General features: G+C 60.0%; 16 protein-coding genes. 7 read left to right on the top strand and 9 right to left on the bottom strand.

Annotated elements, in window-relative coordinates:
- Nucleotides 1-85: 85 nt before the first annotated feature.
- The gene (nifA, locus tag RAD15_RS24715; protein WP_458180797.1) at nucleotides 86-1,846 is read right to left on the bottom strand and encodes a nif-specific transcriptional activator NifA; all 1,761 of its coding nucleotides are present in this window, start codon (nucleotides 1,844-1,846) and stop codon (nucleotides 86-88) included.
- A 1,815-nt stretch (nucleotides 1,847-3,661) separates the two neighbouring features.
- Here nifA and hisC point away from each other — a divergent pair.
- Nucleotides 3,662-4,762, top strand: coding sequence for a histidinol-phosphate transaminase (gene hisC / locus RAD15_RS24710; RefSeq protein WP_458180796.1), 1,101 nt, complete (start codon nucleotides 3,662-3,664; stop codon nucleotides 4,760-4,762).
- A gap of 297 nt (nucleotides 4,763-5,059) precedes the next feature.
- Nucleotides 5,060-6,082, top strand: coding sequence for an LLM class flavin-dependent oxidoreductase (locus RAD15_RS24705; protein WP_458180795.1), 1,023 nt, complete (start codon nucleotides 5,060-5,062; stop codon nucleotides 6,080-6,082).
- A gap of 21 nt (nucleotides 6,083-6,103) precedes the next feature.
- Here RAD15_RS24705 and RAD15_RS24700 read toward each other — a convergent pair whose 3' ends face one another.
- Complete coding sequence (locus RAD15_RS24700; protein WP_458180794.1) at nucleotides 6,104-6,241, bottom strand: hypothetical protein; 138 nt, start codon at nucleotides 6,239-6,241, stop codon at nucleotides 6,104-6,106.
- A gap of 270 nt (nucleotides 6,242-6,511) precedes the next feature.
- Between RAD15_RS24700 and RAD15_RS24695 the strand changes: the two genes are divergently transcribed.
- A complete protein-coding gene (locus tag RAD15_RS24695; RefSeq protein WP_458180793.1) occupies nucleotides 6,512-7,537 on the top strand; it encodes an LLM class flavin-dependent oxidoreductase in 1,026 nt (341 codons plus the stop codon).
- Nucleotides 7,538-7,662: 125 nt separating this feature from the next.
- On the opposite strand, the gene dctA is transcribed toward RAD15_RS24695, so the two are convergent.
- The gene (gene dctA / locus RAD15_RS24690) at nucleotides 7,663-9,093 is read right to left on the bottom strand and encodes a C4-dicarboxylate transporter DctA (protein WP_458180792.1); all 1,431 of its coding nucleotides are present in this window, start codon (nucleotides 9,091-9,093) and stop codon (nucleotides 7,663-7,665) included.
- Nucleotides 9,094-9,321: 228 nt separating this feature from the next.
- Nucleotides 9,322-10,569, bottom strand: coding sequence for a cystathionine beta-lyase (gene metC / locus RAD15_RS24685; protein ID WP_458180791.1), 1,248 nt, complete (start codon nucleotides 10,567-10,569; stop codon nucleotides 9,322-9,324).
- Between the two features lie 926 nt (nucleotides 10,570-11,495).
- Here metC and RAD15_RS24680 point away from each other — a divergent pair.
- Nucleotides 11,496-12,236 (top strand): outer membrane protein, encoded by a 741-nt coding sequence (locus RAD15_RS24680; RefSeq protein WP_375860567.1) that lies wholly within the window; start codon nucleotides 11,496-11,498, stop codon nucleotides 12,234-12,236.
- Between the two features lie 271 nt (nucleotides 12,237-12,507).
- Here RAD15_RS24680 and RAD15_RS24675 read toward each other — a convergent pair whose 3' ends face one another.
- A complete protein-coding gene (locus tag RAD15_RS24675; protein ID WP_458180790.1) occupies nucleotides 12,508-13,269 on the bottom strand; it encodes a HipA domain-containing protein in 762 nt (253 codons plus the stop codon).
- Here RAD15_RS24675 and RAD15_RS24670 point away from each other — a divergent pair.
- A complete protein-coding gene (locus RAD15_RS24670; RefSeq protein WP_458180788.1) occupies nucleotides 13,244-13,876 on the top strand; it encodes a hypothetical protein in 633 nt (210 codons plus the stop codon). The genes RAD15_RS24675 and RAD15_RS24670 overlap by 26 nt on opposite strands.
- A gap of 617 nt (nucleotides 13,877-14,493) precedes the next feature.
- On the opposite strand, the gene RAD15_RS24665 is transcribed toward RAD15_RS24670, so the two are convergent.
- Genes RAD15_RS24665 through RAD15_RS24650 form a run of 4 tightly spaced genes read right to left on the bottom strand, consistent with a single transcriptional unit; the run spans nucleotide 14,494 to nucleotide 18,380 of the window.
- Nucleotides 14,494-14,649 (bottom strand): hypothetical protein, encoded by a 156-nt coding sequence (locus RAD15_RS24665; protein WP_458180787.1) that lies wholly within the window; start codon nucleotides 14,647-14,649, stop codon nucleotides 14,494-14,496.
- Nucleotides 14,586-14,786, bottom strand: coding sequence for a phosphopantetheine-binding protein (locus RAD15_RS24660; protein ID WP_458180840.1), 201 nt, complete (start codon nucleotides 14,784-14,786; stop codon nucleotides 14,586-14,588). Before RAD15_RS24660 ends, RAD15_RS24665 begins: the two co-directional genes overlap by 64 nt.
- Before the next feature lie 39 nt (nucleotides 14,787-14,825).
- The gene (locus tag RAD15_RS24655; RefSeq protein ID WP_458180786.1) at nucleotides 14,826-17,162 is read right to left on the bottom strand and encodes a non-ribosomal peptide synthetase; all 2,337 of its coding nucleotides are present in this window, start codon (nucleotides 17,160-17,162) and stop codon (nucleotides 14,826-14,828) included.
- A gap of 48 nt (nucleotides 17,163-17,210) precedes the next feature.
- The gene (locus tag RAD15_RS24650; protein WP_458180785.1) at nucleotides 17,211-18,380 is read right to left on the bottom strand and encodes a hypothetical protein; all 1,170 of its coding nucleotides are present in this window, start codon (nucleotides 18,378-18,380) and stop codon (nucleotides 17,211-17,213) included.
- Nucleotides 18,381-18,782: 402 nt separating this feature from the next.
- Here RAD15_RS24650 and RAD15_RS24645 point away from each other — a divergent pair, with 402 nt between their 5' ends.
- Both RAD15_RS24645 and RAD15_RS24640 read left to right on the top strand, forming a co-directional pair.
- Nucleotides 18,783-18,989, top strand: coding sequence for a hypothetical protein (locus RAD15_RS24645; RefSeq protein WP_458180784.1), 207 nt, complete (start codon nucleotides 18,783-18,785; stop codon nucleotides 18,987-18,989).
- A gap of 392 nt (nucleotides 18,990-19,381) precedes the next feature.
- Nucleotides 19,382-20,320, top strand: a complete 939-nt coding sequence (locus RAD15_RS24640) for a class I SAM-dependent methyltransferase (protein ID WP_458180783.1) — start codon at nucleotides 19,382-19,384, stop codon at nucleotides 20,318-20,320.
- Nucleotides 20,321-20,492: the final 172 nt, after the last annotated feature.

The following is a 20,492-nucleotide window of genomic DNA, read 5'->3' as shown; positions in this document are numbered from 1 at the left end:
CCTGACGTGCTCCAACACGTGCAGACGCATTTCGGACATTCGTCGTCATCGCGACAGCGCTATGGTCGCACCGCCCCCACACCGCTCAGAAACGCTTGATCTCGATGCCGTATTTCCTCAGCGCGTAGCCAATCTGGCGGGGAGTAACGCCAAGCAGGCGCGCCGCCTTTGCCTGAACCCAACCCGACCGCTCCATGGCCGCGATGACGCGCTCGGGATCGGTCATCTGTCCGGTACTTACGAGCGCGGCGCCGGCCGGCCCCAGCCCAGCCTGCGCGTCCCGGACAGGCGCGACAGCGCCGGCGGTCGACCGACCAGCTTCAGCGCTGCTCGGCTTCGGGGCCCCTGCGCAAGTTGGGCGCGCATGCGGCGCCACATCTTCAGATCCCCCCTTCCACAGCATCGCCGAAAGGCACTGGCCGTGGCAGCAGGCGAAGTCGTCTCTGCAGATCGAAGGTCCTGGGGCGAGGGTCGCTGTCCGCTGCACGCAATTTTCGAGTTCACGGACGTTACCCGGAAACCCGCAATTCATCAAAATATCCGTCGCACCTTGATCGAATGTCAACGTGCGGCCGTTTTCGCTGTTGAAATTCCTGAGAAACTCGGCGGCGAGCAGCGGAATGTCGCTGCGCCTTTCGCGCAGGGGCGGCAGCAGCAAGGGAACCACGCTCACACGGTAATAGAGGTCAGCGCGGAACCCGTTATTTGCGACCGCTTCCTCCAGGTTTCTGTTCGTGGCTGCAATGACGCGAACGTCGACTTTCATGGTCTGATTGCTGCCGACACGCTCGAATTCCTGCTCCTGCAGGACGCGCAGCAGCTTTGCCTGAAACGAGGGCGAGATCTCTCCGATCTCGTCCAGAAACAGCGTACCCTTGTCGGCCAGCTCAAAGCGCCCCTTGCGCGAACTGAAGGCACCGGTAAAAGCACCTTTCTCATGGCCGAACAATTCGGACTCCAGAACGGTCTCGGGGAGCGCCGCACAGTTGAGCTTGATGAACGGCCGCTTGGAGCGCGCCGAGAGGGCGTGAATAGCCTTGGCCACCAGCTCCTTCCCGGTACCGGATTCGCCGCGCAGCAGAACCGTGCTATTCGATTTGGCAACCACCGCGATCTTGTCGAGCAGCGCGCGCAGCGCCGGACTATCGCCAATGATGCCTTCCACATTGACCTTCTTGCGCTCGCGAGCGGGTTGCTGGATTTCGGCCAATTGCTTTTGCAATCGATCCTTTTCCGCCATCAGTCGCTCGCGGTCTGTCGCAAAGAGCCGATGCAGCTTCACGGTCTGCCCGACCAGATTGGCGATCATGGTGAGAAGTCTCACGTCGTATTCGAGCCGTATGCTTGAGCTGTCGTCCAGAACACGGTCGATGGTCAGCGCGCCAACTGGTTTCGCGTCGATCCGAATGGGAACGCCGATGAACGACACCCGTGCGTTATCGCTGGCACCGAGCACCTCGAGGTCGGCCGTCGTGAACGCCGAATGGACTGCGATGTCCTCGGCCACGAGCGGCATGTCCGTCGCCATGATCTGATCAATCGCTTTCGGTGGGAGCCGCGTCCGGTACCGCTCGTCGCTGCCTTCGGTCCAGCCGACTCCGACCGTAATGTCTGGCTGGCCATCATGGTCGAAAAGCGAGACGATGCCGTGCCGCATCTGAACAAACGAATGCAGAATATCCACGACGTTGGCCAACGTGAGCTCGAGCCGGCAGGGGGCGGCGAGTATCTTCGAGATTTCGAAGATCCCGACAACGGCGCTTTCGTGCAGCGTCACAATGGGTACAGTTTGGCTCGTCTCCGACACTGAGTCAGGCCTTTCGTGTGCGGAAGCGATGTTCAACATGACGACGTCTCCGTTATTTTCAGCATCCTCCCTACCATCTTGTTTGGATTTTGCGAGTTTGATGCTGCGCCTGATGCTCGTGCGCAATTCAGGTCGCCAGCTAGACATAGCGCTCTTTCATGGCACTGCTATAAACGCATCGTGGTCCTAACGTCCTTGTTATGAGGTCGTCCTGCGTTCACAGTGCACGGCACGAGTTCCATGGACCTGCATCAACGATTTTCCGACTCCATCTGTAGCCGACCGCGAGCCGTCGGCAACCTTTGAATAACAATTTGGCGCATGCGTCATCTTTTTCCCGATCAGAATGGGATTTTTTCCCGGCCAAACATTGGAATGCGATGCTAGCGGTCTCTCCTGGTGCAGTCCCATGCGAGGAGCGCCGATGTTTTGCAGGGATGCTCATTCCTCACCTGCGACAAAACGCCTGCTCTCGCATGCTATCGCATTGCCGGGAATCTGACGCGGTATGTTGCTGCGTGCGATTTCGCTCGTCAGAATCGAGAACCTCGCTTTGCAAGGAGGTTAATCGCTGCTTGCAAAGGCAGGCGAACGCGCAAACGCCGGCGATCACAGTATCGATGTCGGCGTGGCCCTTAGCTGACGAACAGAACCACGCGGTTCACATCGGGTCGCCAATTCAAGTGGAATGGGCCGAGCGAAGTCTTAACTGGACTCGTCAACGGCGAGCTTGGTGACGTCCGGCTCCGTCGCAGGAATGCCGCCAGTATCGATCGATGCATGCGATTGCGCCCGCCATTCATCGACGTCTAGGGCGGCAAATAGTAGCTGCCGATATGTGCCGCGATTGACCTCGATCTTGACACTGGTTGCCGGGTCGCACCTGGATCGCCCACATTGAAGCGGCGGATGTGTGCAGAGGGCCATCGGCCAGCCGGCGGCCCGAGACGGCGCTCCAGCAAGGCACTCGGGATTGCGCGAGGCCGCGGCCGGAACCAGCGTCTTGCGTCCTCGCTCCGGATGTTACCTTCGAAACACGTGAGGCCGACGGGCGCCAGTCGTCGGCTCCGGCCGACTGAATTTCCCACGTTCTTCGCCAAGATCGAGGCCCAAACACACACCTTATTCCCATAACGCGATCTTTGGGCGCGTTGCAGGATCTGGGCCACTGCGATCAACAACGTAAGACTGCGCAGCCAAATGTCGTCTCGCGAAGGGGCGCGGGCTCAGGACATGGGCTGTGTTTGCTTTCTGACAAAGGGGGCAGAATTCCAACAGTCGATTGCCCGAGAGCCGTCCAGCGCTCGCCCCGGCGACCGATCTTGCCCCGTGATACCGCCCGAACCGCCCTTGATTCGCCGCAGGCGCTCTCAAAGCCCGAGCTCGGCCCAACGAGCGTTCAGCCACGAGCTTGCGCGAATTCGTGCGACGAGCACGTCGACAGGACTTGATTCGCACGTAGCGTCAAATTGTAGCTTCGGCAAACAGGTCGCCACGGCCTTCAGAAAAGCCGGCGCAGGTCAGTGCCTCGCCGGGGAGCATCGCATGACGCTGCCAATGTACCGACTTTCAAACCAAGGCTTGCGGCTCGATCGTGCTGGGACTGCAAGGGCTGGCTTAGCGACCAGACTCGGCTGCGCGCAGTCGGCTGAGATTGACAGAGCGATCGCAACGTCGCGAACAAACAGCCAGATCGTTCTTGCGATGCGCTGCATTCTAACCGCCGCCTTTTGGCTCGTGCACCGCCAACGAGCCAGGCGACGCCACGTCAGCTGTGCGAAACGGATTTCTCGCTAGACCGTCAAGCACACTCTTAATGGCGACTGCCGTCTGCGTATCAAGAGGGACAAGAATATGGTCGATGCAAAACTGCAAAGTGTGCTCTCTTCTCTGGCGCAGCCGGCTAAGGATCTAGAAGCCCAGTCGCCCGGCCAGCGGGCGCCAGATGCGCGTTACGTGAAACTAAACACCAATGAGAACCCATTTCCACTACCAACAATGGTATGGCGAAGTGCAATCTCGGCGCTCGAGCGTCAGTATCTGTATCCGGAAAACGATAACATCGGTTTGAGGGAGGCTGCCGCCAATGCCTACGGCTTCTCAAAGGACCATGTGATCGCCGGCAACGGATCGTCGGAGCTTCTCGGCCTGATCTACAGGGCCTTTCTTGCGCCGGGCGATAGCGTCGCAATGCTGTCTCCCGGATTTTCGTTCAATCGTAAGCTAGCTGTGTTGCAGAGCGCCAAATTTCTCGAAGTTTCGTGGAGCGACTCGCATTCGATTCCGATTGATCAGCTGCTGTTCGGTCCGGCAAAGGACGCCAAGTTCATCTTGTTGGCTAATCCGAACAATCCGACTGGGACGTTCGCCCCCATCGCCGACATCGAACGCCTCGTGGCACAATCTGACCGCTTGGTCGTGTTGGATGAAGCCTATGTCGACTTCGCACCTGATAACGGTCTACGGCTCGTCCGCCGCCACCCCAATCTCCTGCTCCTCAGAACGCTTTCAAAGAGCTATGCGGCCGCCGGCATTCGCGTCGGCTTTGGCCTTGGTCATCCAGAGCTTATTGGAAGACTGCGGAATATCCAGAACGTCTTCAACATGAATGTCATAGCGCATGCGGTCGGCGTCAGCATCCTTTCACATCGCGCGGCCTACGAAGAGAACCATAGACACATCAGGCACGAGAGAGAACGAGTTGCGGCCGCACTGCGTCAGTTCGGGTTCCACGTCGCGCCCTCTCATACCAATTTCTTGCTGGCGCGTGTCCCGAACGGACAGGACGGCAGGTGGTGGCACGCCGCACTGGAGAGAGAAGGAATACTCGTTGCCGCTTTTCCAGGTGACGGCATCGACCACTGCATCCGCATCAGCATTGGCACAAACGGACAAATGGACTCGTTTTTAGCTGCCGTTGCCGCGATCTCAGAACGCCTGAAGCGAGGTGGATAGCCAACCGCGCGTCGATGTCCACTCTCTTCGTTATACTGCTGATGAAACAGGAAGCCGATGATAGCGGCTCGAGCCAGGCGAGGACCCATGCAGGTGACGGCCAAGTGACCGCGCGTTGAGTGCTTGCGCCTGCGCGTGTTGCAGGGCTGAATCGAGACAACGATCTCGTGCGCTCGACGCACGGGCACCCATCGAAGTTCAGACCCGACGGTCGTGAGATGTGGCCATAATAAATGCGGCGCCCTTAAGCCCTCCTGGGGAACGAGCAGGCATTCCGCCCAAAAAGGATCTATGCAAATGACACAACAGCCTTCGTCAAAACTCACCTGCGGGATTTTCGATCACCTGGACGACGACGGCCGCGATGTTGGTCGTCAATACGAAGATCGCCTTATCTTGGCGGAGGCATACGATCGCCTCGGCTTCTATGCGTATCACGTGGCAGAGCATTGCACGCCCCATGGAAGAGGTCCTTCGCCGGGTCTTTTCCTGTCGAGTGTCGCCCAGCGTACGCGGCACCTTCGTCTCGGCCCATTTGTCATGCTGCTCAACTTCTATCATCCGCTCCGCGCTTTTGAGGAGATCTGCATGCTTGATCAATTAAGCGGCGGCAGGCTCGAGCTGGGTCTCGGACGGGGGGGCTTTCCAGTGGAGTTGAGCTGTTTCGGGATCTGCGAGGACGCGGCGCCAAGCCGGTACGAGGAAGCCAATGACATTCTCCTAAAGGCCATGACGGGCGGAGCCTTGTCGTACCAAGGCCGACATTTCCAGTTGAACGAGGTTCCTCTGACATTAACGACTCACCAGCGTCCATCTCCCCCGATATGGGTGACCACCAATCGGCTCGACACGGCAATTTGGGCCGCTGGCAATGGCGCGAACCTCGCCTGCGTGGGTCCCTCCGTCGGTGTTCGCAAAATTTCCGATGCTTACCGCACACATCGAGAGCGCAGTCCCTGCGCCCCTGATCGCGGGCCATTCGTTGGATTGCTGCGCATGGTCGTGATTGGGCGATCCGAGACGGACGCTTATTCGCTGGCTAGATCCGCCTACGAGCAATGGCTGCGGAGCTTCAAATTCCTTTACGAGCTCAATGATATCCCGCCGCCACAGGCCCTTCCGCCGACATTCGATGCGGCAATCGAGAGCGAATTGTGCGTCGTCGGAACGCCAACGCCCGTCCGACGCCTTCTGCTCAATCAGCTGGAGGAGGCAGGCGCAAATTACCTCCTTTGCCAGCTCGCGTTTGGGAATTTGCCACTAGATGCATCCCTATACGCCGCAAGTACCATCCAATCCGAGCTGCTAGGCCAACCCTAAGTCGTCATTTGGTACACCAAGCTACCGTGAATCGTTGCCGAGTTTCCAGATGACGGCCTTGACCACTGCATCCGCATCAGCATTGGCATTAGCTGCAGTTTGCCGCGATCTCAGAATGCCTGAAGCGAGCTGGATAGCCAACCGCGCGTCGATACCCACTCATTTCGTTATCCCACTGATGGAACGAGAAAACGATGATAGCGGCTCAAGCCATGCATTGACCTATTGCAGCTGACGGCCAAGTGGCCGCGCATCGAGCGCTTACCCCAGCGTCACGGAGGCGGAACGCAACAACCATCTCGTCGCTCGATCCGACGGCACCTATCAAAGCTCAGACCCGACGCTCGCGAGATGCGGCCAAAACAAATACGGCCCTTAAGTCCCGCCCTGAAACGAGCAGGCCTTCCCCCTCAGCAAGGATATATTCTAATGACACAACAGCCTTCGTCAAAACTCACCTGCGGCATTTTCGATCACCTGGACGACGACGGCCGTGATATTGGCCATCAATACGAAGATCGGCTCATGTTGGCGGAGGCATACGACCGCCTCGGATTCTATGCGTATCATGTGGCGGAGCACCATTGCACGCCCCATGGAAGAGGCCCTTCGCCGAGTCTTTTCCTGTCGAGTCTCGCGCAGCGTACGCGGCACCTCCGTCTCGGCCCATTGGTGATGCTGCTTAACCTCTATCATCCGCTCCGCGCTTTTGAAGAGATCTGCATGCTCGATCAATTGAGCGGCGGCAGGCTCGAGCTGGGTCTCGGACGGGGCGCTCTGCCGGTCGAGTTAGGCTACTTTGGAATTTGCGAGGATGCGGCGCCAAGCCGATATGAGGAAGCCAACAACATTCTCCAGAAGGCCATGAAGGGTGGAGTTCTGTCCTACCAAGGCCGACATTTCCAGTTGAATGAGGTTCCTCTGACATTAACGACTCACCAGCGTCCATCTCCCCCGATATGGGTGACGACCAATCGGCCCGAGACGGCCATCTGGGCCGCGGGCAATGGCGCAAACCTCGCCTGCGTTGGGCCCGCCGCCGGCGTCCGCCAAATTACCGATGCCTACCACACCCATCGAGAGCGCAGCCCCAGCGCCCCTGATCGTGGGCCATTTGTTGGATTGCTGCGCATGATCGTGATTGGGCGATCTGAGGCGGACGCTTATTCGCTCGCCAGATCCGCTTACGAGCAATGGCTGCGGAGCTTCAAATTCCTTTACGAGCGCAATGACATCCCGACGCCACAACCCCTTCCGCTGACATTCCATGCGGCAATCGAGAGCGAATTGTGCGTCGTCGGAACGCCGAGCTCCGTTCGAAACGTTCTGCTTCATCAGCTGGAGGAAGCAGGCGCAAATTACCTGCTTTGTCAGCTCGCATTTGGCAATTTGCCGCTAGATGCTTCCCTCTACACCGCGAGGACGATCCAATCCGAGTTGCTCGACCAATCCTGAGTCATCATTCCGCCGTTTCAACAGCAGCTCGCTTCAATGCTCGTTCGCGTTTGGTCAATGCGCGGAACCAGCCACGACCTCGACCTTCGCCTACTCCGGCAGGCGTTGGTCGCGTTGAAACAGTATCATGACGAGTGCGTTCGTCCGCGTTTGCAACGCGCACGTTCGGTCCACCTTCCTCCTCTTGCGCGCGCAATCTCTGAATTGCGCGCGTCCTCCGAGGCAGGAACGGCGTCAGCCATCGCGATCGCCGTTTCCACATCGGGCAGATCGGCCTGGCGGCCGAGGCGTGCAAGCAGCGTGATCCGGTCGAGCTCGCCTTCCCACCAGGACACGAACACAACAGCAACGCCATTGCCTATGATATTGGTGAGTGCGCGCACCTCGCTCATGAACTTGTCGATCGAGAACACGATCGCCATCCCTGGCACCAGAGCCGGGTTGACCGCGGACAGGGTCGCTGCCAGCGTGATGAAACCAGCTCCGGTGACGCCGCTCGCCCCTTTTGAGGTCAGCATCGCCACGATCAAAATCGTGAGTTGCTGGTCGAAAGCGAGGTCGAGCCCGAGGGCGCGCGCGATGAACAACGTCGCGAGCGTCATATAGATATTGGTGCCGTCGAGATTGAAGGAATAGCCGGTCGGCACCACGAGGCCGACCACGGGCTTCGAACAACCCAGCCGCTCGAGCTTCTCCATCAACTGTGGCAGCGCACTCTCTGAGGACGATGTGCCGAGCACAATCAAGAGCTCGTCTTTGAGATAGGCGATGAACTTGAAGATGGAGAAGCCAACGAACCGCGCGATCAGCCCGAGAACCACGATCACGAATAGCGCGGCGGTCGCGTAGAACAGCGCGATCAATCCGATCAGATTGGCCAGCGCCGCGGGTCCGAACCTGCCAATTGTAAATGCCATGGCGGCGAACGCTCCGATCGGCGCGGCCTTCATAATGATGGCGATCACGCCGAACACGGCCTGCGCGGCGTCGTCGATCGTGCTGCGCAGCCTCTCGCCGCGCTCTCCGAGCGCCATCAGTGAAAAGCCGAGCAGAATCGCAAACAGCAGCACCTGCAGGATGTCACCGCGCGCGAGCGCGCCGACCACGCTGTCTGGAATGATGCTAAGCACAAAGTCGACGAACCTGGTCGCCTTCGCCTGCTCGACATAATTGGCGACTGCGGTCGCATCGGGCTTGGCGGCAAGGCCGCGGCCGATCTGGAACAGATTGCCCATGACGAGACCAATCACGAGCGCGAGGGTGGAGACGATCTCGAAATAGACCAGTGCCTTGATCCCCACCCGACCGACCTTTTTCGCATCCTGAATATGAGCGATGCCGGAGACCACGGTGCAGAAGATGATCGGCGCGATCACCATCTTGATGAGCTTGATGAAGCCGTCGCCGATCGCCCTCATCCAGTCGGAAGTGGCAAGCGACGGCCAGCCCCAGCCGACGATGATGCCGAGTAGGATTGCCAACAACACCTGGACGTAGAGGACCTTATACCATGACCGAGACGCCCGCGCGGTTGGCGCAGCTGCAATGGTTGTCATAACGCTCCTCCCAGGTTTGGCGGCGGTCCCGCTTGACGGGGTATCGGAGCTGTTCCGACACCATCCCGCGAGCGAACTTCTGACCCAGGAATCGTAGGCCAGAGCATCTCGATGACGAGCGGGTCTCTCGCTCTTCATCAAAAAGCGCCGATGGCGTTGCCTTTACGACTCGTTCACTGCCGACTTCTGTCTTGGCCAAGCCAAGGTTCGGCTTCGAGTTGACTGCGCTTAAGCTCGTTTGGAGCGCTCAGCGACAAGCGCATCATCGTTGTCCGGATCAAGGCGACTGCTTCTTGTCTCCCAAGCCGCAGCGAGCGCCTGATACATATCCGCGATCAGGTCGCTTGCGTCCTCCAAGCCCGCGTGAACCCGAATCAGCGGTCCAGCGAGAGCAAGCGATGGTTCCGCGCGTTTCACTGGGTCAACATGCATCACGAGGCTTTCATATCCGCCCCAGGACCAGCCGATGCCAAAAAGCCGCAGCCTATTGAAGAAAGTCGAAAGCTGCGGCTGCGACATCGGTTTCAGCGCAAGGCCAAAGAGGCCGCTCGCCCCCGAAAAGTCTCGTTTCCAAAGCGCATGGCCAGGATCGTCCGGACACGCCGGGTGCAAGATGTTGTCGACGGCTGGATGCGACCGAAGGCTTTGGGCCAGCTTGAGGCCATTGTCCCAATGACGCTTCATGCGGACCGCCAGGGTACGCAGTCCCCGCAGGGCCAAATAGATGTCGTCCGGCCCAGCGATCTCCCCGAAATCATGGGCACTCGACCGCAGCGCCGGCCACGCCGATTCGCTGGCAGTGGCGATACCAAGCAGCGCGTCTGAATGGCCGACGATATATTTGGTCGCCGCTTGGATCGAGATGTCGACGCCGTGCACAAACGGCTTGAAATACAGGGGCGTTGCCCATGTGTTATCCATGATCACGACCGCATCGGAGCGATGGGCGATGGCAGCAAGCGCAGGGACATCTTGCACCTCGAACGTGAGGGACGACGGTGATTCCAGATAGATGGCTCGTGTCTTCTTGGTGATTTTAGCCGCAAGTTCTGCAGGCTGCGTTGGAGAGAAGTATTGCACCGTGATCTGAAGTCTTGAGAGAACCTCGTCTGCAAATGTCCTGAGAGGTGTATAGACGCCGTCGCTGATCAGGACGTGGTCGCCTGCGTGCAGAACGCCGAGAAGCGAATGCGTGCAGGCAGAGAGCCCCGACGGAAACAGGAGCGAGCGATAGCCGCCCTCCAGTTCGCAAACGGCAAGCTCGAGTGCGCGGGACAGAGGCGAGCCAAAGCGGCCGTAGTTCGCCGTCGGATCGCTCCGCCTGCGCGATTCGTATTCCTCCAGGGTTTCCGAAACAATTGTGGAGCCTCGGTAGACGGGCATGTTCACCATCCCGGAATGTTCGGCGGGCGCACGGCCGAGACGAGAAAGCCGGGTCTCGACGTCCAGGTCCTTGCTGTCCTCCAGGTACTTCATTGCTTCTTTCTTTTGAGATTGGGTTCGGCCTGGCCGGGGGGAAGCGCACCAGGTGCGATTCGGATGGGCCTGATCGATGCGAGTCGTTTTCGTAGGTCGCCTCCTCGCTCAAAATTTAATCGGCTCGCTCCTTCGCACCAGAACCACCTGCGTTGCGTGCGCCTCATCAAGATTGGTTGCACATCAGGACGGCGCAGTATCAAAGCACGCTCCCTTGTAAGATCCACCAACAGGCCGGCATTCACCGCCTCCTATCAAGTCGAGCCAAGTCCTTTAAGCGCCATCGAAGCAAGAGGCGGGCCAAACCTGCTGGGCCCTCGATCGCAACGGCTCATCGTGACTGCGCAGCGACGTGGACGTCGCGCGCGCTTTGTCGCGAACGAAACACATCGTGTTGAGAACCCGCCACCATCGGGCGACTATATTCGAACTGGCTTTTTCCCGATGATGTTGTGAACGATGTCGACGAGCAGCGCGCGTGCCGCGTTTGATGCCAGTGCAGTCTTGATCGTTTAAACGTTCAGCCCAGTCACGGACCGTGACGTGATCCGTCATGAGGGACCAGATAGGTGGCTGCGTCCGGTTTCCGGGTGACGATCAGAGGAACTGGAACGACATGATAGCGCTCGCTCGATTCTCTACGATCGTCGCTGCTTCAGTGTGCGCGCCTGTCGTGATCGCTCTGGTTCGAGTGCAACGACGCCACGACTTCATGCCGGAGTTGACGCGTACATCCTTGGGTTCGATACACGATGAACCTACTGCGTGTTTGTCGGTTTGATCATGATTGATGAGCGCGCAACCTGACGCGGCGTTAGATTCAAGCGCTTCTGGAAGCGAGAATGTTGCGCGAGAGCTACAGCAATTCGCGACAGCACTGTTAAGACGCGCGTGGCGCAGGGGACATGTGAAGGAGCGTATTCGAAATGAAGAAGTTGTTGCTTGTGACTGCGAGCATCGTCGCGTTTATCGGGGCAGCGCCCGCATTCGCCGCCGATCTCGCTCAGCAGCCCATCTACACCAAGGCACCGCCGCCAGCACCGGTCGCGGCCGCAATCTATGACTGGAGCGGTTTCTATCTTGGTGCCAATGGCGGCTGGGGTTCGACCCATAGCTCCTGGGATTTTGGAGGCGTCACGCCCGAGGGCTCTCACGACGCGAGCGGCGGAACCGTTGGTGGCCAGTTCGGCTATCGCTGGCAGACGGGCCAGGTGGTTTTCGGTGTCGAAGGCCAAGGCAACTGGGCCGATTTCAGCGGCTCCAATGTCAGCGCCGCCTTCCCGGCCGACATCAATCAGACGAAGACCGGGTCGTTCGGCCTGCTTACAGGCCAGGTCGGCTACGCCATCAACAACGTGTTGCTTTACGCCAAGGGCGGTGCCGCGGTGACCGGCAATAGCTATCAGATCAACACTCTCGCCGGCGCGCCGCTGGCGAGCGCCGACAATACCCGCTGGGGCGGCGTGGTCGGGGCGGGCATCGAACTCGGCTTCGCGCCGAATTGGTCGGTCGGCCTCGAGTACGACCATATCTTCCGGCACGACGCTAACGTGAACTTCAGCAACTCCGCGGGTGCGGTCGGTAGCGAGCGCATCGGGCAGGATTTCGACCTGCTGACCGCGCGGCTCAACTACAAGTTCTGGGGCCCGGTCGTTCTGAAATACTGATTCCATCGCGTTAGAGCGGCGGATCGAGAGCCCCGGCCCCCAGGCCGGGGCTCTTTTTTTGACTATTCATTTGCCTCCAACAACGAGCTGCGCGCCTTCTCGTGCAGGCCAGGGTGTTGCGCCACGACGTTAAGCTTGCGTGTCGCATCGGTTGAGTATGTTTAGGTGACCGCCAACGGGAACGGTCTGATGGCGCTGGCGTGGCTGTGGCGGTGCTCCTTGCCAAGCATCTGACGCGGCGTTTTCCGTGTGCGATATTGTGCGCCCGAGCTCATGCGAACGCGCCGCATCGCTCGGCGACGATTGCCTTGACGCGCTCCTCTATGGACTTGGCGCCTTCGCCGTCCCGCGCCATTGCTGGCAGCGAGATGGCGCTCGCGGCTTTGCGCGTCGCCGCCGTGACGCTCGCCATAGCCTCTTCCGCACGCGCGATGGAAAGCTCGATCGTGCGGGCGAGCGTCAGAAAATCACGTGGCGTGAGCCGTTCGTCCTTCCCGTTCAGCTTTAGCGCCATGCGATCGCTGGCGAGGCCGGGAAAGACCCGCGTGGTGACAGCATCATAGAGCGGCGCGAACCGGACGCTTTCAAATTGCCGCGCGCCGGGCGCGGCGACACTCAGCAGCGCCAGGTTTTTGAGGTGCATGTCCCCGTCGGCTACCAACCACGCGAACAGTGCGCGCCGGAATAGAATATCGAGATCGTCGGCGGGATCGGTGGACAGCGGTCGAAGCCCGCGCGCCACACGCTCGATGGTGCCGTCGTACTTGGCCGACGCGGGCAAGTCGAGCACCGAGCAAAAGTCCTCGAGCGCAAGGCGGCGCTTGTCAGCCTTATCTCGCCTGATGTCGAACCGCTCGACGACGAGCGCGGGCGCCATGCCGTCGGGCATGCCGACGAGCGCCGCGTCGGGAACGACAAACCCCGCTGCGCGACCGAACTCCAGGCATATCCATTCGACGATTGGCAGCGCCTCGAAGCCGGCCGTCCCGGCGGGCTTGAGGATGTGAGTGAACGGCGCGTCGATCGCCGCCATCAGCGCACCCGTCGGAGGTCAGGCACATCGGCGCCTTGATTTGCACGCCGGACAGACGAGGCGTTTTCGCGCGCTCAAACAGTTGCGCGAGAATCTCCTCGAAGCTCTGCTCCAGCTCACCCTTCGACAGGCCGACATAGCGTCCTATGAATTGCCCGCGCTTGGCAAACTTCGCGAGCGGCGCCTGCAGGACGTCGAGCGGCGGAGCGGCGAGCTCCTTCTTGGTGGCAACGACCGCGATGTTCGACATGAACCGCTTGCCGTGCCGAATGGCGTCGCGATCATCGCGCTCGTGAAGAACCTGGGCCAGCCAGCCTTCCGGCAAGAGGGACTCCACAAAGGCTGGCAGCTTGCCGGGCGCCGTCTGGCGGACGAGCGGCGGCGCCGTATTTGCCGCGGCCTTCCAGCGCCATTCGAAGCCGTCATGCGTCAGGCGGCCGAGGGGCTCGCCATGCCAGGCCACGATCTGCTCAAGCGCCGCCTTGTTCGCAGCGGCCTTGCCGACCGCCGGGCGTGTCGTCAGGTAGCGCTCGGCGTCCTCGCCCTCGCGATACCGTATATTCTCGCGAGCCAAAGCCCAGAGAGCGTCCGCCGCCGCTTGTGGTGATCCAAACTCCTCGACCAGCCGCGTGGCCATGTCGGCGCGAAGCTCGTCGGTAATTGCGCTGGCGTGCTCGCTTCGGAGGCGGAAAGCCTCCAGGAACCGCTGGCGCGGCGACGACACCTCGATCCTGATCTCGTCCTGATCGTCGCCTACGATCGCAGGCGCTGTCGACGGATGTGCCGGCGCCTGGTTCTGGACGATTTCGAGAGTGCGAATCCGGGTGCGCTGATTGCGACGTCTGCTGAGGAAAAGCCGACCGTCAGAGGTTGGCCGCAGGAGTGCGGCCGAGGCGGACGAGAGATAAGCTGCCGGGTAGAGATAATGTGCGATGCGCACGGCGTGGGCCAAGACCGCCGTGTCGACATCGGCATTGGCTTTGGCATAAGACCCCGCGGACGAGCTGAATTAGCTCGCCTGCCGACGCCTGGGCATGGGCGCGTCGCCTGTCAATGGCCTCACCGACCAGGAGGATCGTCACAGACTTCCTCGCACTTCAGATGCGCGAAAGTCGTCAAATCGATCCAGTTGTCAAGGACGATCACGCATTTCAGATGCGCGAAAGTCAGACACAGGCTACTCCGAACCGGTCGGTTCAGGCGACCAGCCTTGTTCGATAGGCCTCAAGCCGCGCCAGTCGATCCTGCAGACTCGTCCTGCGCCAGCGCGATCAGCGGCAGCATCTGCGGCGTGATCGCCGCGCTCTGTTCGGTGATCAGGTTGGCCGGGACCGCCACCTCATGATGCCGGCCCAGGCTCGCGGCCAGATCGGCCAGCACGGCCTGGCGAACAGGGTGCGCACCTCCACCCCCAGAGACAGCTGCCGCAGACGCGCCATCAGCTGCACCGCCAGCAGCGAGTGGCCGCCGAGTTCGAAGAAGTGGTCGTGGCGTCCGACCCGCTCGACGCCGAGCAGCTCGGCCCAGATCTGCGCGAGCGCGATCTCGATCTCGCCCTACGGGGCGGAGTAGCTGGCCCGCGCAAAGGCATCATCGTCCGAAGCCGGCAGCGCGTTGCGGTCCAGCTTGCCGTTCGGCGTCAGCGGCAGCGCCGCGACCCGCACGAGCGCAGACGGCACCATGTAGTCCGGCAGCCGCGCGGTGAGGTGCCTGCGCAACGTGGCGGCCAGATCGTCTTCGGCCGCATGCTCTGGCGCAACGACATAGCCAACCAGTCGCGGCTCGCCACGACCATCCTGTTGCGCCAGCACCACCGCCTCGCGCGCCAGCGGGTGCTCGGCAAGCCGCGCCGCGATCTCGCCCGGCTCGATCCGGAAGCCGCGGATCTTGACCTGATCGTCGTTGCGGCCCAGGAACTCCAGATTGCCGTCCGGCAAATAGCGGGCGAGATCGCCGGTCTTGTACAACCGGTCGCCGGCCTCGCCGCTGAACGGATCGGCCACGAACCGCTCCGCGGTCAGCTCGGGCCGGTTCAGATAGCCGCGGGCAACGCCGGCGCCGCCGATATGGATCTCGCCCACCGCCCCGAACGGAACGGGCGCGCCATCAGCGTCCAGCAGGTAGATCCGCGTGTTGGCGATCGGCCGGCCGATCGGCAGCCGACCGGCTGTCTCGTCGATCGCGGTGATCTCGCAGACCGTCGCCAAGGTCGATGTCTCAGTTACGCCATAGCAGTGCAACAGACGTTGCGGCCTACACTGGCGTAACACCCGTGCGACCACCGCCACATCGACTGCACCGCCGCCAACCAATAGCAATCGCAAACTCGCCAGCACCGGCGCCAAATGATCGGCGCTCCGGTTGAACAGTCCGGCTGTCAAATGCAGCACGGTGACGCTGTTCTGCTGAACCAGCCCGCACAGGATATCCGGCTGCAGAGCGGCAGTGTGTGGAACAACAATCAGGCGCCCACCGTGGAGCAGTGGCGCCCAGACTTCCAGCGTACTGATACTAAAGGCGGGATTGCCCACCCACGCTACCCGATCACTCCAGCTAAACTCCGCATATCCATTGTTGATCACAAGCCGGTTGACGGCACGATGAGGAACAGCAACCGCCTTGGGAACGCCAGTCGACCCCGACGTGTACATCACGTAGGCGGTGGCCTCGGCGGCCAATGTCAAGCCTGGATCGGCATCACATCCCTCTCCAGCGATGATTGGCTCAATGGCCTGAACGGGAATGGCAGCCTCGACCTCGCCGTCACTGTCGGTTGCCGTGAGCACCAGGCGCACAGCACAGTCAATCATCATCCAGCTCTGTCGCGCGGATGGAAGCCCCCGATCGATCGGTACATAGACCGCGCCTGCCTTCAGAATGGCCAGCTGCGCCACGACAAGGGCGATGGAGCGATCCAACACGGTCGCGACGCGATCCCCTGGCTTGAGTCCAAGCCCAATGAGATGATGCGCCAGCCGGTTCGCCCGGCTGTTGAGCTCGCCATAACTTAAGTCTGTCTCCGCATCGACCACCGCTACCGCATGCGGCACTTTCCGGACCTCGGTCTCGAACAGCTCATGGATGCACTTATGCGACGGATAGGGCTCAGCTGTTCGGTTCAGTTCCTCCAAGAGGTAGGTGCGCTCTTCACCTGACAACAGCGCAAGCCGTCCCAGCGGCTGCCCTGTATCGGCCATCACGGCGTGCAAGAGATTGTTCAAATGCGTCGTCATCCGCTCGATTTGCGTAGATGGCAGCCGACTTGCATCAAAGTGCCATCGAAAGCTTCCATCGAGCACACGGATTTCCAACGTCAGCAAATCACCACATGGAGCCGCGTCCGAACTGGCGCGCAAAGCCAGATCATCAGCAGCGGAAGAGCCGATGTCCTTGATGGTGATGCCAATCGGCCAGGGTCGGCAGGACCGTAGCATCCCGATCTCCCGCAACGCAGGGCAGCGCGCGATCAGATCCCAGGCAAAACTATCGTGCGCTCTCAGAACGGCGCATTCGGCCGCAACGACCCTGTGCACCTGCGCAAAGTCATGAGCAAGATCAATGGCCACCTCCATTGGCACGACGGAGGCGACCAGCGCTTCACCCGCGTTCAGGCCCGCTTGCCGCGGCTTGGGTGCGGGCTCCCAGCCGAGTTGAAGCTCAGATTCACCTGTGATGCGGGCAAGATAGATCAGGAAAGCAGCTAGTACGCACTCCGTGCGATCGATCGGCAGCAATTCGACCAAAGCATCAGGAGACAGCCAAGCGCTCGACTGCCATCGGGGCGACACTTCTGGCGAAAACGACACAAAGGGAAGCTGCAATGACTTGAACCGCTCAAGGCGCTGTCGCCAAAAGCTCTCCCGAGGCGCCAACATTTCATGGGCAACAGTCATGCCGGCGCAGCTCGTCGTCGCTTAGAAATAGCATTGCGAAAACTCCGGCTAGCGCACCTTCACGCCGACAACGTAGCGGTCCTCGCGTTTGGCTTTGATCGAAAGACTGAACGGCAACGTCGGGTCATCGAGGATTGATCCTGCGGAGAACGGCGCTTCGAACAAATTCCCGTAGTTGAAGTTCGCCGTCATTTTGGCCGGCACGATTCCGACCGGGCTCTGTCCAGTCGGGATGACGGCATCAACGCTATAGACAAGGACACCGTCGCCGGTGGTTGTGCCATCGTGGCCTCGGATCGGCTGTGCAAGTTCGATCGCGTACACTTTCGATGGATTCAACGCACCGTCGGCTGGTACCACAATCATCGAGGTTCCTGTGCTGCCTGGCAATGGTGTGAGGACGGTCTCACACTCACCGTGTGCCAGGTACGCCTTGCGCTCGTCTGCAAGCCAGCCAAGTTTGTGGCGATGCCAGCCGATCAGCGAAGTCCCCCGAAAGATATCGCCCATGATGTCCCAGGAGCCGGTCGTAAATCGCGGTGGCTCGAAGTTATAGAGATCAGGCAACCCGAGGGTGTGGCACACCTCATGACACAGGTTCATGTGGTTGTTGGTATAGCTGTCCTTGCCGAAGGTCACGCCCCAACGAACCGGCCCCGTTGGAGTCATAGCTGCATTGATCGGCGTGGCGATAAATGTTGGTGAAATAGCAATCCCGTCGGTCTTCGCGCTAACGACAAGCAACAGGGGGTGGCTTCGGACATCGAGTTCTGGGAAAAGTGCTGCGGCGTCTGAGATATAGTCCTTCTGCTGCTGGAATGTGAAACGTTTGTTGGTGCCGGTGTAGCTGGTCGAGGGCTTCGGCATGCGCCGCCAGCCAGGAATTCTGGCAATCTCGAAGGTGAGGCGCCCGTACGATTGGTCCCTAAACCATTTCTCGGCCTTACCGTGTCCGGTGAGATGATCTCCTATCCCTTCCGTGCCGCTGACATCACCGGGTGCGTCAGCGAAGTCTACAAACACCATCATCGCTCTCAGCGCCCCAATAGCTGGGAGGCTTCGAGGGTCCGTCTCTCCTTCGCTCAAATAGATATTCCACTTTCGGTCAAGAACCGGGATTCGGTCCGGCCCGGCGAATCGCGCCGGGCCTCCGGACATCACCGGAAGCCACGCTGAAACTCCAAGGGCTAACACATGACGACGCGTGATCTCTGACATGCTTGTCTCGAAGTCGCCTCCAGTCTGGGCCTGACATCGCCCAGACTTCATTTTGAACCTGTCGAAGGGTAGAGCGTCATCATGAGCACGCTGTTTTGTGCAGCGCGGACGCGAGATTTGTCCGATCTCTCGCGATGAAGCTGCAACAAGCTTAAGTGCTTGCGCGAGGAGGGATTATAGAAGTGAACCGAGCTCACGCTCCTCCCAATTATGGTAGGGAGCTGCGATCCGGCTTCCGATATTCTTCCATTTGGACCGATAAAACTTCTCATAACCGAAACCGCCGCAGCGGGTGGAGAATGACGGGTCGGTTCGAAGAATGGCGAGACGCTCTCGGAGCCGCCGTGGGACTTCGCCCAGGCGAGCGGAAGCAAGATTAGAGGTAAAGACCGGAGGGCGATCATGAATACACTGCTGGCAGGTCACGTGCGCGCGGGGGCATCTGATGTCCTGCTGAGCGGTCTGGATGCGAGCGAGGTCAAGCCACTACAAAATGGCAGCAATGACCTTACTTCGAGCGGTTGCGAAGGGAAGATCGCGGCGACTCTTGTAGAGATCGTGTCTACGGTCCGATTGGTCCATGACACCGTCATGAGCTTGAGCTGTTAGCGCATCCGGCTCCTCGGCATATCGAGAGACCTAGGCGGAGGGCGAAGCTGAGTGGAACGACTATTGCAGTGGGCGTTGTGTCGAGAAGATGCTCGCAGCCCGCCTCGACCCCGCCCCAGCATCTTGGAAAGCGTCCTTCTGCGCAGCTTGTCGCTACGGATTGGCCATCGCTCTACGTCTTCACCCCGCCTCAATGTGCAGGGTCAGCATCAATGCGACGAGCTGCAGGCCTCACGGAGGGAGAATGACTGGCTCATCTTTCAAGGAATTGGGGTTAGGCAGAACGCAAAGCACCGTGAGGTTCATAGATCGGCCAACATCTGCAATAAGAGAGTACCGGTCGAGGCAAGAGCCTCGGGCTTACGTGCAAATTGAACTGTGGAGACGTGGGGTTGCGAACAGATTTTTCGCGTATCAATCAGGATAAAGCTATCTTCGATGACATCTATGCTTCGGATGATCCAAGAGCGTATTTCTCCGTCCTGGGAGGCCTGGATTACATGATCCCGGATGTGGCTGAGCCGGTCGTGCGTCAGATTCTGGCAGCGAAAGCTTTGGCAACCAGCGTTAAGCCGATCGTGCTTGATGTCGGCTGTTCATACGGCATCAACGCGGCGGTGCATCGGTTTCCACTGACCTTCGGCGGCTTGCGTCACCGCTATGCCCGGCGCGAGATCAGGGCGATCAGTTCCGAGACACTGGTGCGCCTCGATCGCAATTTTTATTCGGCTTGGCCTGACGTTGGACTTGCGCGGTTTATCGGTCTCGATGTATCGGCACCGGCCGTCAGCTATGCAACCGGCGTTGGCCTCCTTGAGCAAGGTGTTGTCGCCGACCTTGAAAAGGAACCGCTTTCGACCGAAAGCGCGCGTATTCTCCGCTCCATCGATGTCATCATGTCAACGGGCTGCATCGGCTACGTCACCGAGAAAACGTTCAGCAAAATTCTCGATGCGACAGAGAAACGTCCATGGATCATCTCTTTCGTGCTGCGGATGTTTCCTTTTGATTCCTTGGCTGCGACGTTCGCGAAGCGTGGTCTTGTGACGGAACGTCTTGCTGGCGCGACATTTATTCAACGTCGATTTCGCGATGCTGAGGAATTTGAAAGGACTTTGGCCACGTTGGCGGCTCTTGGCATCGATGCGACCGGACTGGAATCGGAAGGTCTGTTCCACGCCGATCTGATCTTGTCCCGCCCTGAATCGGATGCACGCGCCGCTCCCCTGGAAGACATTGTCACCGTCGCCAGCGGTCGAGGTCGGCCAATCGGGCCGCGTTACGTTCACGTTGGAGGTGACGAGGGCTTGCAGATCGCACTCGAGCCGTGAGAGGTTCGCGTTTTCGAAGATAGCCGCGCGTGCGCCCCGGAACGGCACACCGAAGTGGATCATGCTCCCGTCCTTTCGAGGTGGAGCATGATGAGGCTTGACTGCGCGGCTGCGACAAGCGTTTCCGCCATGCACGGTGGTACCGGGTCCAGGCGATAGGCGCGCATCGAGC

Source organism: Bradyrhizobium sp. 14AA, from assembly GCF_054185205.1.
This window is presented reverse-complemented; position numbering and strand designations above follow the sequence as displayed.

Excerpts from the sequence above, each read along its gene's own strand:
- RAD15_RS24650 (WP_458180785.1), bottom strand. The coding sequence starts at position 18,380 with ATGTCAGAGATCACGCGTCGTCATGTGTTAGCCCTTGGAGTTTCAGCG.
- dctA (WP_458180792.1), bottom strand. The coding sequence starts at position 9,093 with ATGACAACCATTGCAGCTGCGCCAACCGCGCGGGCGTCTCGGTCATGG.
- RAD15_RS24705 (WP_458180795.1), top strand. The coding sequence starts at position 5,060 with ATGACACAACAGCCTTCGTCAAAACTCACCTGCGGGATTTTCGATCAC.
- hisC (WP_458180796.1), top strand. The coding sequence starts at position 3,662 with ATGGTCGATGCAAAACTGCAAAGTGTGCTCTCTTCTCTGGCGCAGCCG.
- RAD15_RS24680 (WP_375860567.1), top strand. The coding sequence starts at position 11,496 with ATGAAGAAGTTGTTGCTTGTGACTGCGAGCATCGTCGCGTTTATCGGG.
- RAD15_RS24645 (WP_458180784.1), top strand. The coding sequence starts at position 18,783 with ATGAATACACTGCTGGCAGGTCACGTGCGCGCGGGGGCATCTGATGTC.
- RAD15_RS24655 (WP_458180786.1), bottom strand. The coding sequence starts at position 17,162 with ATGACTGTTGCCCATGAAATGTTGGCGCCTCGGGAGAGCTTTTGGCGA.
- RAD15_RS24695 (WP_458180793.1), top strand. The coding sequence starts at position 6,512 with ATGACACAACAGCCTTCGTCAAAACTCACCTGCGGCATTTTCGATCAC.
- RAD15_RS24675 (WP_458180790.1), bottom strand. The coding sequence starts at position 13,269 with ATGGCGGCGATCGACGCGCCGTTCACTCACATCCTCAAGCCCGCCGGG.
- metC (WP_458180791.1), bottom strand. The coding sequence starts at position 10,569 with ATGAAGTACCTGGAGGACAGCAAGGACCTGGACGTCGAGACCCGGCTT.
- nifA (WP_458180797.1), bottom strand. The coding sequence starts at position 1,846 with ATGTTGAACATCGCTTCCGCACACGAAAGGCCTGACTCAGTGTCGGAG.